This window comes from Peribacillus deserti, assembly GCF_002863585.1.
Lineage (GTDB): Bacteria > Bacillota > Bacilli > Bacillales > DSM-1321 > Paraperibacillus > Paraperibacillus deserti_A.
Genome location: NZ_PGUY01000083.1, coordinates 12317 through 29592, shown reverse-complemented (window position 1 = coordinate 29592; position 17276 = coordinate 12317). Strand labels below are relative to the sequence as shown.

Annotated in this window: 16 protein-coding genes; 12 read left to right on the top strand and 4 right to left on the bottom strand. The window is 42.8% G+C overall.

What is annotated here, in order from left to right; all coding sequences use genetic code 11:
• Window positions 1-185: 185 nt before the first annotated feature.
• Complete coding sequence (locus CUU66_RS22420) at window positions 186-1580, bottom strand: hypothetical protein (protein WP_101645627.1); 1395 nt, start codon at window positions 1578-1580, stop codon at window positions 186-188.
• Window positions 1581-1709: 129 nt separating this feature from the next.
• A complete protein-coding gene (locus tag CUU66_RS22415; protein WP_101645626.1) occupies window positions 1710-2219 on the bottom strand; it encodes an antibiotic biosynthesis monooxygenase family protein in 510 nt (169 codons plus the stop codon).
• 211 nt (window positions 2220-2430) lie between these two features.
• Between CUU66_RS22415 and hemE the strand changes: the two genes are divergently transcribed.
• The 5 genes from hemE to CUU66_RS22390 all read left to right on the top strand — a co-directional run bounded on the left by hemE (window position 2431) and on the right by CUU66_RS22390 (window position 8966).
• A complete protein-coding gene (hemE, locus tag CUU66_RS22410; protein ID WP_101645625.1) occupies window positions 2431-3471 on the top strand; it encodes a uroporphyrinogen decarboxylase in 1041 nt (346 codons plus the stop codon).
• Between the two features lie 224 nt (window positions 3472-3695).
• On the top strand, window positions 3696-4628 hold the full coding sequence (gene hemH, locus CUU66_RS22405; RefSeq protein ID WP_101645624.1) for a ferrochelatase: 933 nt from the start codon (window positions 3696-3698) through the stop codon (window positions 4626-4628).
• Window positions 4629-4767: 139 nt separating this feature from the next.
• Entirely contained in the window at window positions 4768-6168 is a 1401-nt protein-coding gene (gene hemY, locus CUU66_RS22400; protein WP_101645623.1) for a protoporphyrinogen oxidase, read from the top strand.
• 583 nt (window positions 6169-6751) lie between these two features.
• Window positions 6752-7741 carry a nuclease-related domain-containing protein gene (locus CUU66_RS22395; RefSeq protein ID WP_101645622.1) on the top strand — a complete coding sequence of 330 codons (990 nt, stop codon included), beginning with the start codon at window positions 6752-6754 and terminating at the stop codon, window positions 7739-7741.
• Between the two features lie 649 nt (window positions 7742-8390).
• Window positions 8391-8966 (top strand): TetR/AcrR family transcriptional regulator, encoded by a 576-nt coding sequence (locus tag CUU66_RS22390; RefSeq protein WP_101645621.1) that lies wholly within the window; start codon window positions 8391-8393, stop codon window positions 8964-8966.
• A gap of 60 nt (window positions 8967-9026) precedes the next feature.
• On the opposite strand, the gene yhfH is transcribed toward CUU66_RS22390, so the two are convergent.
• Window positions 9027-9158, bottom strand: coding sequence for a protein YhfH (gene yhfH / locus CUU66_RS22385; protein WP_101645620.1), 132 nt, complete (start codon window positions 9156-9158; stop codon window positions 9027-9029).
• A 172-nt stretch (window positions 9159-9330) separates the two neighbouring features.
• Between yhfH and CUU66_RS22380 the strand changes: the two genes are divergently transcribed.
• From CUU66_RS22380 to CUU66_RS22355, 6 genes are all read left to right on the top strand, one after another.
• Window positions 9331-10065: an MBL fold metallo-hydrolase gene (locus tag CUU66_RS22380; RefSeq protein WP_101645619.1), complete on the top strand. Its 735-nt coding sequence runs from the start codon at window positions 9331-9333 to the stop codon at window positions 10063-10065.
• Window positions 10066-10084: 19 nt separating this feature from the next.
• On the top strand, window positions 10085-11074 hold the full coding sequence (locus tag CUU66_RS22375) for a lipoate--protein ligase (RefSeq protein ID WP_101645618.1): 990 nt from the start codon (window positions 10085-10087) through the stop codon (window positions 11072-11074).
• A gap of 176 nt (window positions 11075-11250) precedes the next feature.
• Window positions 11251-12804, top strand: coding sequence for a fatty acid--CoA ligase family protein (locus CUU66_RS22370; protein ID WP_101645617.1), 1554 nt, complete (start codon window positions 11251-11253; stop codon window positions 12802-12804).
• Window positions 12805-12955: 151 nt separating this feature from the next.
• Window positions 12956-13795: an enoyl-CoA hydratase-related protein gene (locus tag CUU66_RS22365; protein WP_101645616.1), complete on the top strand. Its 840-nt coding sequence runs from the start codon at window positions 12956-12958 to the stop codon at window positions 13793-13795.
• Window positions 13796-13955: 160 nt separating this feature from the next.
• Window positions 13956-14681, top strand: a complete 726-nt coding sequence (locus tag CUU66_RS22360) for an AzlC family ABC transporter permease (protein WP_101645615.1) — start codon at window positions 13956-13958, stop codon at window positions 14679-14681.
• Window positions 14674-14979 (top strand): AzlD domain-containing protein, encoded by a 306-nt coding sequence (locus tag CUU66_RS22355; protein ID WP_101645614.1) that lies wholly within the window; start codon window positions 14674-14676, stop codon window positions 14977-14979. Before CUU66_RS22360 ends, CUU66_RS22355 begins: the two co-directional genes overlap by 8 nt.
• 199 nt (window positions 14980-15178) lie before the next feature.
• On the opposite strand, the gene CUU66_RS22350 is transcribed toward CUU66_RS22355, so the two are convergent.
• On the bottom strand, window positions 15179-15766 hold the full coding sequence (locus CUU66_RS22350; protein WP_101645613.1) for an SCO family protein: 588 nt from the start codon (window positions 15764-15766) through the stop codon (window positions 15179-15181).
• Window positions 15767-15927: 161 nt separating this feature from the next.
• Here CUU66_RS22350 and CUU66_RS22345 point away from each other — a divergent pair, with 161 nt between their 5' ends.
• Window positions 15928-17190, top strand: coding sequence for a M48 family metallopeptidase (locus tag CUU66_RS22345; protein ID WP_101645612.1), 1263 nt, complete (start codon window positions 15928-15930; stop codon window positions 17188-17190).
• The last annotated feature ends 86 nt before the right edge of the window (window positions 17191-17276 follow it).

Sequence of the window (17276 nt, the reverse complement as noted above, 5' to 3'; positions counted from 1 at the left end):
GAAGGTGTCAGTCCGGAGCTGGACAATACCCGCTGCTCCCGCAGGAGTCTCGCACCTTCCACTGCAATCGACTGGTTCGATAAGGAAAAACATCTCGAAAAACAACAATCCTTTAGAAAACAGCCATTAAAAAACAACAATCTATAGAAAAACGACGGAAGACCGCCGCTTTTCCGTTATATCCGTTATATTAGAAACATTGCCACAATGGTCGTTACTGCTAAACCTATCATTACCGGAATTAAATTCCGCCTAGCCAGCTCAAATGGATCCACATTACAAATGGCTGCTGCAGGAATCAACGCCCATGGAATAATGGTGCCTCCCCCTACCCAGATAGCTGCAGTCTGCCCCAGTGCTGTAAGCGTGGCCAGGCCGGTTCCGATAGCATGGGAAAATAAATTGGCAGCAGAGCCCGCTAAAGAGATACCGGAGAACCCTGAACCGTCAAGCCCCGTAATCGCACCGATTCCTGTTAAAGTCACCGCCGCTATGGCCTTATTTAATGGTACGGAGTGGGCGAGTGCAACGCCTAAATCATTGACAATCCCATTGGACTCTTTTGGGAGAAAGTCACCCAGTATCTTTTCAAATCCTGAATCTCCAAGATAGAAAAAGGCGGCGATCGGGATTACGGGTCCAAATACTTTAAAGCCAAACTGGAAGCCTTCAATAAGAAAAGCAGTTGATTTTTCAAATCCTTGTGACTTATGAGCCGTCAGAGCAAGCAGCGCTAAGATCATAATGGAAGTACCTCCCACAAGTGCAGTGGCATCTCCTCCCTGAAGGTTAAAAATAATCATGGCCGCGACATCGAGCAAAAAGGCAATGGGGATTAAGATCGCAAACCATTTTTTCTGCCGGGATGTTAATAATTCCTCTTTCTCAGACAGGGCAGCGGGTTCCTCAGAAGAAGGTGAGCCAACAGTCAATATTCCCTTTTTCATATCTCTTCTGAGCATGATAAAGGCCGTAATGGTTGTAACGGCACCCATCGTGATTACAAGAGGGATACTGGCTTCAATCACCTGAGCGACCGGGAGACCAGCCGCATCAGCAGTCAGCTTCGGTGCCGCCTGAATAATATAGTCTCCCGAAAGGGCTATTCCGTGGCCAAAAAGGTTCATGGCCATAGCAACACCCAGGGCAGGAAGTCCGGCTCTGGGTGCAACCGGCAGCAGTACTGCCCCAATTAAGGCTACAGCAGGTGAAGGCCAGAAAAACCATGACATGACCATCATTAGAATACCGATAATCCAATACGCGAGCCCAGGTGAACGGATTAGCTTGGCAAACGGGGAAATCATGGTATCATTAACTCCGGTGCTTGAAAGAATTTTACTCATGGCCACTATTATGGATATAACTAGTATGGTGGGAAGCAGTTCCGTAATGGCATAAGTAAAACTGTTGAAAATACTGCTTATGGAAGAAGAGATATTGCCTGTGGCAATCAGCCCGATGGCTACTATACCGGTTATAGACACTAACGTTGTGTCTTTTTTCATGACCATAAATCCGATGATAAGAGCAATGAATAAAACATAAATCCAGTGTATGAGAGTTATCTCAACAGCCATAAAGATCTCCTCCTGTAAAAACAGGGCGAATGCCCTAAATTAATACAGAATATGAAAAATGGCGGCTGTTGTGATTAAACAGAAAAATAAAATGAGCGGTGTCATCTCCATGAACACCGCTCCAGTCTATTATTCTTCACTAATCGCGTAATTCGTCACATAGGAGGAACCGGAGAAAATGGTTTTCTGCGGCGCCTGTTCTGCAGCCGCTCCTTCCTTTTTAGCATGAGCCTTAGAGAAAGACTGGGAATTTTGCCAGTTGGAAAAATCCTGCTGTGTTTCCCAGACGGTTAAAATTACATACGTATCTGAATTTAAAGGACGAAGCACTCTAATAGCTATGAAACCTGGTTCTTTCTCAATCAAACCTGCCCGGTTTTTGAAACGGTATTCAAAAATAGGACGTCCTTCATCTGTAACAGGGATATTATTCATCACCACAAAGCCATGATCGGTAAGTGCACCCGCAGAATCTAGGACTTCGTACTTCCTTGGCTGGCTGAATACCGTATTTTCTTCCGTTTCATGAAGCAAAAGGGCATTTTCCATCCCGTTCATTAAAATCATGTGTTCCTGACTATGTTTCTTCTTTATACTACTTAAGTAGTCGGCAGTTCCGGCGGTAATAAATACATTCATAACCTGCACCCCTTTATCAGTCTCTCTCTACATTGTACCTCAGTGGTATTTTCGTAAACAATAAAGAAGGGTGTTTCTAAAAACGTCTATTTTTTGACAATTATAGTCCTGAACTATACAACAATAGTAGAAAAGTCTATTATGAAAAAGTAAATTAAAATTATTATAATTTAGCTGTATATTGGGTGATTTTGAAAGGTGGATATATTCTATGACAAAAGTGATTAATGAGACATTCTTAAAGGCGGCAAGAGGAGAAAAAACGGATTATGTACCGGTTTGGTATATGAGACAAGCAGGAAGATCGCAGCCTGAATATCGCGAGTTAAAAGAAAAATATTCGCTTTTCGAAATTACTCACCAGCCGGAACTCTGTGCTTATGTGACAAGGCTCCCGGTTGAACAATATAACGTTGATGCTGCGATCCTTTATAAGGACATTATGACCCCGCTGCCGGCGTTAGGTGTGGATGTAGACATCGTTTCCGGCATTGGGCCGGTCATTTCCAATCCAATACGTTCACTGCAGGACGTGGAAAAACTTGGGGAAATCCATCCAGAACAAGATATACCATATGTACTGGATACCATTAAGCTGCTGGTAAACGAACAGCTAAACGTTCCGCTTATTGGTTTTACAGGGGCTCCATTTACAGTTGCTTCTTATATGATAGAAGGCGGACCTTCAAAAAGTTACAATAAAACAAAAGCGTTTATGTATACAGAGCCTAAAGCTTGGTTCGCACTGATGGACAAGCTTGGCGATATGGCTATTACGTATGTAAAAGCACAGATACACGCAGGTGCCAAAGCGATTCAAATTTTCGACTCCTGGGTCGGGGCTCTTAATGTCGAGGACTACCGGACTTATATAAAGCCGACAATGGACCGCATCTTCTCCAGTTTAAGAGGAGAAAATGTACCTTTGATCATGTTCGGAGTGGGAGCGAGCCACTTGGCACTTGAATGGAATGACCTGCCGCTGGATGTTGTGGGACTCGATTGGCGGCTGCCGATTTCTCAGGCAAGAGAAATGGGTATTCACAAAACAGTCATGGGAAATCTTGACCCTGCGATCCTTCTTTCTTCATGGGATGTTATTGAAGAGCGGGCAAAGGCCATTCTTGATCAAGGAATGCAGCAGCCAGGGTATATCTTTAATTTAGGGCACGGAGTATTCCCTCAGGTACAGCCTGATACTCTAAAACGATTAACTGCTTTTATCCATGAATATTCAGCAAGTAAAAAATAGGCTATGTGTATTCAATATTGATTTTTGCACTTTGTTGATTGGAACGGATATGCGAGACTCCTGCGGGAGAAGCGTGTCAAGGGAGACTCGGCAGGAGCTAACGGAGAGGAGGCTCTCCCGGACCGCCCGCCGAAAGCGAGCACCTGAAGCGGAAATCAACAGACAAGTTTTAACAAAGAAAAATAAAAAGGAAAGTTTTATTATAGCAAACGAGGTGCAGTCAAATGGAAAAAAAGAAAATCGGTCTATTAGTCATGGCCTATGGCACTCCATATAAAGAATCAGATATTGAAAGATACTACACGCATATCCGTCACGGCAGAAGGCCTGCCGATGAAGCACTTGAGGATTTAAGATCCAGATATGAAGCGATCGGGGGGATTTCACCGCTTGCCCAAATCACAGAAGAGCAGGCAAAAGCATTGGAACAGCGGTTAAACGCCATTCAGGATGAAGTTGAATTTAAATATTATCTAGGGCTAAAACATATCGAGCCATTCATTGAAGATGCGGTTCAGCAGATGCACCAGGACGGAATAAAGGAAGCTGTCAGCCTCGTACTTGCGCCTCATTTTTCAACGTTCAGTGTAAAATCCTATAACGGACGTGCGAAGGAAACTGCTGAAAAGCTGGGCGGGCCGGCTATTAAGAGTGTTGAAAGCTGGTATGATGAACCGAAATTCATCGGTTACTGGGTAGACCGGATCAAAGAAACGTATGAATCTATGTCTCGGGAGCAAAAAGACTCGGCAGTACTAGTGGTGTCAGCCCACAGCCTTCCGGAAAAGATATTGAAATCCGGAGATCCATATCCAGCTCAGCTGCAGGAAACAGCTGATTTAATTGCTAAAGGTGCCGGTATTGAGAAATATGAACTTGGATGGCAAAGTGCCGGTAACACGCCTGAACCTTGGCTGGGACCGGATGTCCAGGATTTAACAAGAGATCTTTATGAAAAACAGGGCTACAAGGCGTTTGTATATGCACCTGTAGGCTTCGTATCTGACCATTTAGAAGTGTTATTTGATAACGATGTAGAATGTAAAGTGGTTACTGAAGAAATCGGTGCAGCCTATTACCGCCCAGAAATGCCAAATACCCATGAACAATTTATAGATGCTTTGGCTGCCATCGTTCTCCGTAAATTTGCAGAGTAATCTGTACACAAGGGTTCTCGTGAGAGGTGCAAAGAAGGGGAGCAGTACGGCTCCGTCATGCTCACCGGTAGTTTGTGCCTCGTTCATGAACCCGGACTGGGAACCGTAAGTGAATTTGAAAAAAAGAAGGCGATGAACTGTGAATCAGCGAAAGCAAAGAGTTGTCGTCATCGGCGGTGGAATAACCGGCTTGACTGCTGCTTACTATTTGATAAAAAAAGCAAGAGAAGACAAGCTCTCCCTTGAAGTGATTCTTATAGAAGCTGGTCAGCGGTTAGGCGGAAAGATTCAGACCACAATAAAAGACGGATTCGTCATTGAAAAAGGACCCGAATCCATCCTAGCCCGCAAACAAAGTGCATCACGTCTGGCCAGGGAAGTAGGAATGGAGGATAAGCTTGTCTATAATACGGATGGCAGATCCTTTGTGCTTGTAAGAGAAAGATTACATGGACTGCCTGGCGGTTCGATGGGAATTCCTGCACGGATTGGACCATTTGTTACCACAGGCTTATTCAGCCCGATCGGAAAGCTGCGGGCGGCTGCAGATTTTATCCTGCCGCGTTCCAGCCACTCATCTGACCAGTCACTCGGTGCATTTTTCAGGCGGAGATTTGGCGATGAAGTGGTAGAAAATCTGATCGAACCCTTATTATCCGGCATCTATGCCGGCGATATAGACCGAATCAGCCTACTGGCGACATTTCCCCAATTCCACCAAGTAGAACAGCAATACCGCAGTATGATACTGGGATTAAAAAAAGACACCCCGGCTGCTAAAATCTTAAATACAAAAGACGGCTTTTTAACCTTCACAAGCGGGCTTGAATCTTTTGTGACCGCCATTGAATCCAAACTGCACCCTGCAACCGTCCTTAAAGGCGTTAAAGTCGAAAAAGTGGTAAGAGAGGGAGCAGATTATACACTCTTTCTCAACAGCGGTCATATGATCACTGCAGACGCTGTCATAGCTGCCGTCCCTCACCTGGCGGTTCAGCAGATATTTTCGGCGTATACCTATTTCGATGAACTAAAGGAAATGCCCGCCAACAGCGTAGCCACAATTGCCATGGCATTTGATGAATCGGCTATTAAGAAAGATATTGAAGGCACAGGATTCGTGGTTTCCCGCAACAGCGATTACACCATCACCTCATGTACCTGGATCCATAAAAAATGGCCACACTCCACTCCGCACGGAAAGGTGCTCCTGCGGACCCAGGTAGGCAGGGCCGGCGATCAAACGATTGTGGAACTCTCAGATGAAGAAATTGAAAAAATCGTCCTGGAGGACCTGAACAAAACCATGGACATCACCTCCAAGCCGGAATTCACCATCGTCACCCGCTGGAAAGATGCCATGCCCCAGTATAATGTTGGCCACAAACAGCGGATCACTGCCCTCAAGCAGCAACTCTCCGAGGAAATGCCGGGCATCATCCTGGCCGGCAGCTCCTACGAAGGACTCGGCCTCCCCGACTGCATCGACCAGGGGGAAGAAGCCGTGGAACTCGTGCTGGAGTATTTGGCGAAGAAATAATGATAGATTGACCCGTCCTATTCGCGAGTGTGTGGGGGCGGGTTTTTTTGCGTTTTATTATTTGTATGCAGATTTATGTGAGGGGTCTGCGTAATAGTGGGGAGATACGCGGAAAAAGTGAATGTAATGCGGGGCACTCTTTTGGGGGCAGCAAGACTGCCTTTCAGACCTTTTAATGCAGGGGCTGACAGAACGATCATATGTATTAATATAGTCAAGCCGCCAGATGTAAGCCGATAAGCATAAAAGTTAAGACGTAGCATTAAAAGCAAGATATAAGCATAAAGGGCATGACTGAAGCATAAAAGCCGAGGGATAAGCATAAACACCATGCCGTAAGCATATGTGCAGTGAGATAAGCATACCAGATTGCCACATAAGCATAAAACCGAGAAACATAAGCATAAACCCAATAAACTTAAGCATAAAACTCTAAAACATAAGCGTAAATCCTATAAACAAAAACATAAGTTCGGCCACGGCCCATTTAATTTAGTGAAATTCACTTTTCCTATTGATATTAAGAAGGATTCTCTCTAGTAAAAATAGAAAACAAATAAAAAGTGAAAGGGAGAGTGATATTTTGATTGTAAAAGAACGAAAAAAGCCTATTACTATTCATAAACTAGAGGCGTTATTAAGAAGACTGCCAAGCAGTCATCCTAAATATTCGTTAATAGAAGGAGACTGTGCAAAATGGTCGGCAGGCTACAGGGGTGAGCAGTCGCTGGACTATTACTTAGACTTTTTGTCAGAGCGTGATTATTTTATTCTTCATGACCTTCGCTTAAAGAATGGAAATTACTATTTTCAAATCGATACGCTGATTCTATCTGCTAAATTTGCCTTGATTCTGGAAGTCAAGAATATTGCTGGTGAACTCCTTTTTGATAACTTCAATCAGTTAATCCGAAAGCTAAATAATAAAGAAGAAGGATTTAATAACCCCATCACCCAAACAAAACGTCAGCAGTCACAGTTCAATTCCTGGCTGGCCCTTCATAAAATTTTTCCTCTTCCGGTCGAATATTTTATCGTCATTTCTAACGCTGCATCCATCATAAAAACTGAGGCCTGGAATACCGAGGCTTTCAAGAAAGTCTGCCACTCTGGAGAAATACTTGAGAAAATAAACGGAATGGATCATATATACCAAAAATCCTACATTTCTACTAAAGAGATTCGGAAGTTAATTAAGATGTTATTAAAAAGTCATCAGCCTCATAACCATGACATCCTATCTGTTTATAGTATTGAGAGGTCGGAGATTATGACTGGAGTGCAATGTCCTTCCTGTACAATCTTTCCCCTAATTAGAAAAAATGGCCGCTGGTTATGTAACTCGTGTACTCAGAAGTATAGAAGCGCTCATCTAAGTGCCCTTGGTGATTATTTTCTATTGATAAATGACAGCATTAAAAATCAAGAGTTTCGGGATTTTCTTCATATTCCTTCTAGGCATATTGCAACACAGCTCCTCAACTCCCTCAACCTCCCCCACACAGGAACCCACAAATCCCGCGTTTACTATCAGCCTCCCAATTTCCTGGATTCACTGGAACAATTGAATTAGAATTTACTTGTCGAAATATTTTGTGAAGGGACAGCGGTTTTTGTTATAAAATGGTGATATATGGTGTGAAGGAGTGTGGGCTGGAGATGAAAAGGAAATATCGCAGGAATTATAAGGGAGTCTCGAGGGCAGGCCGAATTTGGGATGGGTTGTTCACTATTTTCTTAAATTGTTGTTTTTTTATTTTCATTGCTTGTATGATTATGTATTTTTTACAGTTTTGATTTGGAGCGTCAGGCCGGGGGAAGGGTCCTGCATTTTTGCCCTCTGAAAAGCTGAACGAAGTATGATGGCATGTCCTGATTCTTCGTATTCCGTTATCTTCATGACTTGGGATAGACAAGTATACTCCCGTTTAAATCGATTTGAACATCCCAATGTTCCTCAAACAGTCTGTGATCCATCCCAACGTGTTTAACCGGATAACTTAAATAACTGCACTGGCTAACACGTCCACTGGATCCATCATCCAGAAATCCTTACCCCCAAATGCCGCAAAACCAAGCCAAAACCTCTAGCACCAGACTATGCGGCACAAGGCTATAAGGCACCAGCCCCAACAGGCAAACTTGCCTCTCTCTCCTTGTTTTGTTATGATATTCAAAAAATGACTACTTTGTTCGTTGAGTCATTACGGCGGAGGAATGGGATGTCCGTTAATAGAAGACAGTTGATACTGGATGCTGCTGCAAAGTCCTTTTCTTTGTTTGGATATAAGGCAACGACTATGGATCAGGTTGCTAAGATTGCGAATGTGGGAAAAGGGACAATTTATACGTTTTTTCGGAATAAGGAAGAGTTGTTTAAGGAAATAGTCCATCGGCTTATCGAGGAAATGAAGGCTGCTGCCGATGAGACATTGGATTCTTCTTTATCGCTTCATGAAAATATCCATCAGGTTTTGTACAGAATGCTCGAGTATCGTCGCGATCATCAATTTATGATCAAGCTGATTCAGGAGAAAAGGGAGATGGGTACGCCAGCTGTAATCCAGATGGTTGAAGAAGTGGAAGAGGCGATTGTTTCTTATATCAGCAGCCGGATCAAGAAAGCGATTGAGAATGGCAGAATTGTTGAATGTGATCCTGAGCTTACTTCGTTTTTGCTGTTTAAAATGTATATTACTTTGATTTTTGATTGGGAGAAAAAGCATAAGCCGCTGGAGAAATCAGAAATCGCCCAATTGCTGGAGTTGTATATTTTTAAAGGTCTATCACATCCTTAATACACGAATGAAAAAAACCAGCTGTTGTAAAACAGCTGGTTTTTTGCGTTATAGAAAGGTTCAGTAAGAGATTTGTGAACAGTTTTCGCATTTGCTTCCGTAGCATTCATGCTGCTCCTGGATATGCTCCCCACATTCTGTACATTGCTTGGCCGGAAGGTTTTTGAAGAATTCTACACTGTTTTGAATCATTACGATTGCCTCCTGTATTTTTAATATTCAGAATTTATTTCTTGTTAGTATTGTATTATAACAGGTTGAAATAGTCAACCAATGTGGTATAACAAATTTTAAAAAGGTGAAAAAATAGGCACAATGATTTATAGTTTATATCATCCAAGTCTTTTTAGAGAGGACGTTTAAAATGAAACTTACCGTTTTAGGCTGCTGGGGAGGGTATCCGGCCAAGAATGAGGCTTCTGCGGGATATTTACTGGAGCACGAAGAGTTTACAGTGCTGCTTGATTGTGGGAGCGGCGTGCTTTCTAAGCTCCAGAATCATACCGTGCCAAGCAAATTGGACGCTGTGGTTTTATCGCATTACCATGCCGATCATGTGGCGGATATAGGTGTTCTGCAGCATGCCCTGTTAATTCAGGGGATGCTTGGGAATAAGCATAAAACACTTCCTATTTACGGTCATTCAGAGGATGAGGCAGGATTTAAGAACTTAACGTATAAGGACATAACAGAAGGAGTTGCTTACAACCCGGATGAGACTTTGGAAATAGGTCCTTTTTCGATCACTTTCTTGAAGACCCGCCATCCGGCCCCTTGTTTTGCGATGAGAATTGAATGTGAAGGCAGGTCTCTGGTTTATACTGGGGATACATCCTTTATGGATGAATTGGTAGAGTTTGCATCCGAAGCGGACTTGCTTTTATGCGAAAGCAATTTCTACAGCGGTATGGACGGCAGTAAAGCCGGGCATATGACCAGCACGGATGCAGGGAAGCTTGCCCAGGGGGCTGAAGTCAAACTGCTGGTGCTGACCCATCTCCCTCATTTCGGAGAACTGAGCAAGCTTCAGGAAGAGGCTTCTGAACAATTCGACAGGCAGATTATCATTGCCAGAAGCAGCATGGAGTATTATATCTAACTCAGGAGGAAGTAGAAGAATGCTTTTTATAGATAATAAAGGAATTACAGATCCAAGTATTAATTTAGCAATTGAAGAGTATGCATTGAAAAACCTGGATATCGAGGAGTCTTATTTGCTGTTCTATATCAATGAACCTTCTATTATCATTGGTAAAAACCAGAATACCATCGAAGAGATCAACAAGGATTATGTGGAAAGCAATGGCATTCATGTGGTGCGCAGGCTTTCAGGCGGGGGAGCCGTGTACCATGATACTGGCAATCTTAATTTCAGCTTTATAACAAAGGATGATGGAGAGAGCTTCCACAATTTTAGAAAGTTTACCGAGCCTGTTGTAGAGGCATTAAGAAAGTTAGGTGTGAATGCAGAATTAAGCGGACGTAATGACCTGGTTGCCGAGGGCAGAAAAATTTCCGGAAATGCTCAATTCTCGACAAGGGGAAGAATGTTCAGCCATGGTACCTTATTATTTGATTCTGAAATGGAAAATGTCGTATCCGCTTTAAATGTAAAGCAGGAAAAAATTGCATCCAAAGGGATAAAATCAATCCGCAGCCGTGTTGCGAACATATCTGAATTTCTGAAAAAGCCAATGACCATCGAAGAATTCAGAAGTACGCTGTTACAATATATTTTCGGTGAAGAGGAAGAAATCTCAGAGTATGTACTAACAGAAGAGGATTGGAAGAATATCCGCGAATTATCTGAACAGAGATACCGCAATTGGGACTGGAATTACGGGAAATCTCCTAAGTTTAACCTGCAGCGTACGCATCGTTTTCCTGTCGGCGGCATTGATGTCCGCCTAGAGGTGAATAAAGGAAAAATTGAGGAATGTAAAATATTCGGAGATTTCTTTGGAGTGGGCGATGTGCACGATATCGAAGAAAAACTTACCGGTATTAGATATGATAAAGAGGATATTACAAAGGCTCTAGAAGATATAAATATCCAGCACTATTTTGGAAATATATCAAAAGAAGAATTTATCCAGCTTCTATATTAATGAAAGTAGCAGCTCCTGGTTTCAGGAACTGCTTTTTTTCGTCACACAAAGTTTCTAGTTTTTCTATTATTTATGGAAAAGAAAGGTTGAAGAACAGGAGCGGATCTAATATAATATATTTTGAAAATTAAAAATATGAATGACTATTCATTCAGGAAGCAGTGGGGAGGGGAAGTATGAATTTATCTCAAAGACTGCACGAGACCGCTTTAGTCTCTGCTGACAAAACCGCCTATATCTTCATGGATCAGAAGGCGAGTTATCGGGAATTGGATATGGCTGTTTCTAAGTTTTCGAATGGGTTAAAGAAATTGGGTATAAAAAAAGGGGATCATATTGCTTTGATTGTTGGCAATACACCTCATTTTATTATTGGCCTTTATGGCGCTTTAAGGGCTGGGGCAACGGTCATTCCAATTAATCCGATTTATACACCGGATGAAATTGGTTTCATTATCAATAATGGGGATGTGAAATTGGTTGTAACGCTGGATGTGCTTCTGCCGCTGATGGAAGGAATTGATCGTCTGATTCCCCAGGTAGAGAACATAATTGTCTGCCCGACATCAAACAGTGGAATTGAAGGAGAACATCAGTCCTTACACATTTATCCAAAATTGAAAACGATTACATTTGTGATTGAATCCGGTGAAGCAGTGTATGAGGAGACTGTCATAGAAGACGATGACACGGCTGTTATTCTGTATACCTCCGGAACAACAGGCAAACCAAAGGGAGCCATGCTTACTCATAAAAACCTCTACTCAAATGCTTCTGATGTCGGCTCTTATCTAAAGATGAATGAAAGTGATTACGTTATTACAGCTCTCCCCATGTTTCACGTATTTTGCCTGACAGTGGTACTCAACGCCCCTCTTTTAACGGGAGCAGCTTTGCTGATCATGCCTAAATTCAGTCCTAAGGAAGTATTCCATTTAGCAAAAAAATATTCTGCAACCGTGTTTGCCGGGGTACCGACGATGTATAACTTCCTCTATCAGTACCCGGATGGAACTGCCGAGGATCTGAAATCTTTAAGACTATGTATTTCAGGGGGCGCATCCCTGCCTGTTTCTTTGCTTAAGGCCTTCGAACAAAAATTCGGAGTACTTGTAAGTGAAGGGTATGGTTTATCGGAAGCGTCTCCGGTGACCTGCTTTAATCCATTAGATCGTCCTAGGAAACCGGGCTCTATAGGGATGAACATATTAAATGTCCAGAACCGGGTGGTTAATGAGTTAGGCGAAGAAGTTCCTGCCGGGCAGGTAGGCGAACTTATTGTAAAGGGACCGAACGTGATGAAAGGGTATTATAAGCTGCCTGAAGAAACGGCAGCAGCCCTGAAGGACGGGTGGTTATATACAGGTGATCTTGCCAGAATGGACGAAGACGGCTATTTCTATATCGTGGATCGAAAGAAAGATATGATCATTGTCGGTGGTTATAATGTGTATCCACGAGAGGTTGAAGAAGTGCTGTTTGCTCATCCCAATATTATAGAGGCAGCCGTAATAGGCGTTCCTGATCCTAACCTTGGAGAAGCGATACACGCATTCGTAGTCTCTAATCTGGACACTCTTACTGCTGAAGATCTTACTCGCTACTGCCAAGAACATCTTGCCAAATATAAAGTGCCTTCCGTCTTTGATTTCCTGGAGGAGCTGCCGAAGAATACAACAGGAAAAATATTGAGGAGATCTCTAAAAAACCACATTTCACAGACAATTTGAATGCCGGAGTAAAAGCAGACTGCTTTTACTCCTTTTTTATGCAGTCTGACAACTAACAAAATTTGTAAAATGCTCTTAAAGCTGTTTCTCCTCATATTGATTTGGGAAAAGAATAAGCAAAAGAACAGGAGGGCGGAAGGAAGGTGTCATCATGAATACATCAGGAAAAAAAGAGCGGCCGCAGACAAAGAATGCATCTTTTCATTCAGAAGGCAGATCAACCATACTTTATGAGGTGGATTCGTTCGTTGCTTATGTCACTCTTAACAGAGAAAGGAAACTGAATGCTATAAATAGTTCTATGCTGTCGAGACTGAGTGACGTCGTTCAAGATATTAAACACAATAAGCAGGTCAGGGTAGTTGTATTTTCGGGAGCCGGCGGCCGGTCTTTCAGTGCAGGAAAGGATCTGCAGGAAAGAAGAGAATCTTCACCAGATCAGGCTGTTGAATTTAACAGGAAAGCCAATAATGTGTTAAACGAAATAGAAAGTCTGCCCCAGCCTACCATAGCGGCTATTAACGGGTATGCCTTTGGGCTGGGACTCGAACTTGCCTTAGCCTGTGACTTTAGGATCGCGATTGATCACACCTTAATTGGCTTTACAGAGACAGGGTTTGGATTAATCCCTGGCTGCGGAGGAACCCAGAGGCTTCCAAGGCTGATAGGCGAATCGAAGGCGCTTGAACTGATTCTCACTGCAAAGCGAATATCCTCTGCCGAAGCATACAGCTATGGGATGCTGACAAGAGCAGCCACGCAAAGTAATTTTGACGATGTATGCCAGGATTTTGTTAAACTATTGCTGGACAATGCTCCTATAGCGGTTCAGCAGGCTAAATATGCCGTGAAGAAGGGGATTCAGGAAGAGCTTCATCATGCCCTTCAGATTGAGGAGCTGGCATTTGAATCAGTAGTTCATACAGAGGACAGCCAGGAAGCGCTGGATGCTTATATGGAGAAACGAAGACCCGTTTTCAGGGCAAAATAATAATCCTGCCGGCTTAAACAGCTGGTGGGATTTTTTTTTAGTCCAAACTGCTGAATTTTAACAAGAAAGGTTGAATAATAGATTTATATATAAGTATAATTTTAAGAAACCATCTATTAGTACAGAAATTTGGATTCGTATATTTAGAGGAGATGCATATATGGCTGATTTAGTTTTTGACAGAGGAACATCGTCCTTCCGAAGAGGCCTGCAGGAGGGGACCAGTATTGCAATCGGCTATTTTCCAATTGCGATCACCTTTGGATTAATTGCGAAAAGTACAGGCCTTACGCTAACCGAAACGGTACTGATGAGCCTTATTGTGTTTGCCGGGGCATCGCAATATATGGCACTGAATCTGCTGACACTGGGTACTGGGATCTACGAAATCATTTTAACTACCTTTATCGTTAATATCAGGCATTTTCTTATGTCCGCGTCTCTTAATGAAATAGCAGAGGACGACCATCTGTTAAAAAAAGCCGGCTATGCTTTCGGTATAACAGATGAAACCTTTTCGGTTGCTTCTATGAACAACAAGGAAGTAACTACAGGATATATGTATGGTGTGAATGGAATTTCATATGCAAGCTGGGTAGTGAGCTCGGGTCTTGGATTCATTTTTGGAGCGGCTTTGCCCCAGGTTCTGCAGGAGAGTATGTCTATTGCATTATATGCGATGTTCATCGGGCTGCTTGTTCCTTCTCTAAAGGGGAATGCCAAGGTCGTGATGCTATCCCTTACAGCGGCATGCCTGAATAGTGCATTTACCCTTTCACACGTGTTAAGCACAGGATGGTCCATTGTAGCGTCTACACTTTTAGCTGCCATCTCCATTGAAGCCGCATCAGTCCTAAAGAAGAGGGGAGGGGCTCAGGGTGAATAATTCTATTATCTGGATGATTATTGGAATGGGACTAGCTACCTATATTCCACGGCTGCTTCCGTTCGTTCTATTTAAGGGGAAAGAATTGCCTCCATTCTGGCAGGGAGTTTTGAAAAATATACCTTTTGCGACCCTGGGGGCACTTATTTTTCCGGCTGTCCTGTTCATACAGGATAATGTTCTTTACGGCCTGCTTGGGGCGGCATCTGCATTTCTATTATCTTACTTAGGGCTGAATGTTATCATTTCAGTTCTTGGCTCCATTGTAGTGCTGACTGTGTACTCATCTTTTGTTTAGGTTATTTTGATTATCTTGCTCGAGCAGAGGCGGGAAGCCATTCCTGACAAAAGCTGATCAAGGGAAACTACGCAGACGTAAATGTATGGAGGCTCCCGGGCTCGCTGCAAAAAGGCGGGTGCCTCTCACAGCAAGCAGCAGGCAATCCTTTCGTTTATGAACATAGCCGCTAAAGAATGAGGCGGCTTGTACTTTTTACCTAATCAATTCTGGCCATGATCTTTTCAATTACCAGCTCCTCTTTGAAATTCTCAGCTCCCATACCAAACTCCTCCACTACCACGTTATCTTCGTTAAGTAGATAGACCGTGCTTGTATGTGATGGCCTGCCGGTTCCCAGACCTCCATAGGTAAAATTAAATTCATCCGCAAGTTTCTTAGTTCCGCTGACATCTCCCCGCAGCAGTTTCCAGCCTTCAGCTTCGTTTATATCAAATGTTTTGGCATAAGCCTTCAATACTTCTTCTGTGTCCCTGGAGGGGTCTATGGTAACGGTCAGAAACTCGACTTTGCTGCCAAATACCTGTTCCCTAATAAGATGATCTTTCACCTTTTTCATTTTAAAAGTGGTGCCTGGACAGATATCCGGGCAGCGAGTATACATAAATTCCAGGAGCCGGACTTTCGGTTTCATATTACGAAAGGTAAATGGAGTGCCTGATGGCGTAACCATGACTACACTCTCTGGGAGATCCATTTTAGGCTGCTTATAATTGAAAAACGAATAAACGCCCAAGCCCACGCCTATACAAAAAAGACAGCAGAATAACACATACAGTTTTTTCATCTTGCACCTCATATTGATCTTAATAAGGAAAGCTATATAATGAAAATACATAAAATTTGCAAGGATTGGTAAATGATAGATACTAACTGTTCTTTTTGGTTCTAAAACAGTAAGCTGACGGCTACATTTATAAGAAACAAGACCTGAGAAGGGAGGATACTATGTCTAGAAAATGGGCTTCGAGAACGATAATTCTTTTCCTGATATTCATAACAGCCATGTATTGGTATTTGTTTTATGGAGCCGATACGACCATACCCAGGGCATTAAAAGGGACAAGCGCTGATCCTGCCGTATTCCTAAATGAAAGAGAACAGGAAATCAGCATGGAGTATTCAAAAATACGTAATTTCTTATTCTTTTTATCTACTCCCTATGAATGGGTTGTATATATCATGATGCTGCTGGCTGGGGTGCCCCGCTTTTTTGAACGATGGGCCAAAGCTTCCACCAACAAATCAATCCTGCAGAACGGCATCTTTTTATTTTGGATTTCTGCGTTGACCCTGCTGGTCACCCTGCCATTAAATTATATAGGATACCGGCTTTCAAGGTCTTACAATATCTCCACTCAGACCTTTCCATCCTGGATGAAGGATGAGCTAATTGGATTCTGGGTCAATTTTGGCCTCATGTGGATCGTCTTGACGGTCCTCTACTGGCTAATCCGGAAATATCATAAAAAGTGGTGGCTGTACGCCTGGATCTTATCTGTTCCGTTTACCTTATTTCTCATGTTTATTCAGCCTGTAGTCATAGATCCTTTATACAATGATTTTTATCCGCTGAAGGATAAGCAGCTTGAGACAAAAATATTGCAGCTGGCATCAAAAGCTGACATCCCTGCAGAGCATGTTTATGAGGTAAATATGTCGGAGAAAACTAACTCAATGAATGCATATGTGAACGGAATCGGATCGAATTCGCGTATCGTGCTTTGGGATACAACCTTAGAAAAGCTGAGTGATAATGAAATTCTGTTCATTATGGCTCATGAAATGGGCCATTACGTAGAAAAACATCTGTACTTTGGCATTGCGGGATATCTGGCTCTATCTTTTGCGGGCTTATGGCTGGCCTCAGGAATTATGGAATTCTTGATAAGAAGATGGGGCAGGACGTTTAAAATTTCTTCTGTTACAAATCTAGCTTCTTTTCCCTTGTTCCTGCTCATCATTTCTATCCTGCTGTTTTTATCGAGCCCGATTTCTAACTATGTTGCACGATATGAAGAAATGAGAGCCGATACTTATGCAATCAAAATGACAAAGGACAAGGAAGCTGGTATTCACTCTTTCCAGGAATTGACGCGATCCGGATTAAGCGAGGTTAATCCTCCGTTCTTAGTGAAAATATTCCGTTATACACATCCGACCATGCTGGAAAGGATCCAGATGCTTGAAAACTGGGAAGAGAAGAAGTAACGGCACCTAAGCCTAATTTTATGGGAAATATGCACTGGGGCTTAACGCAGCAATGAGGTTCTGACAAAATTTATCCATCATAGAGG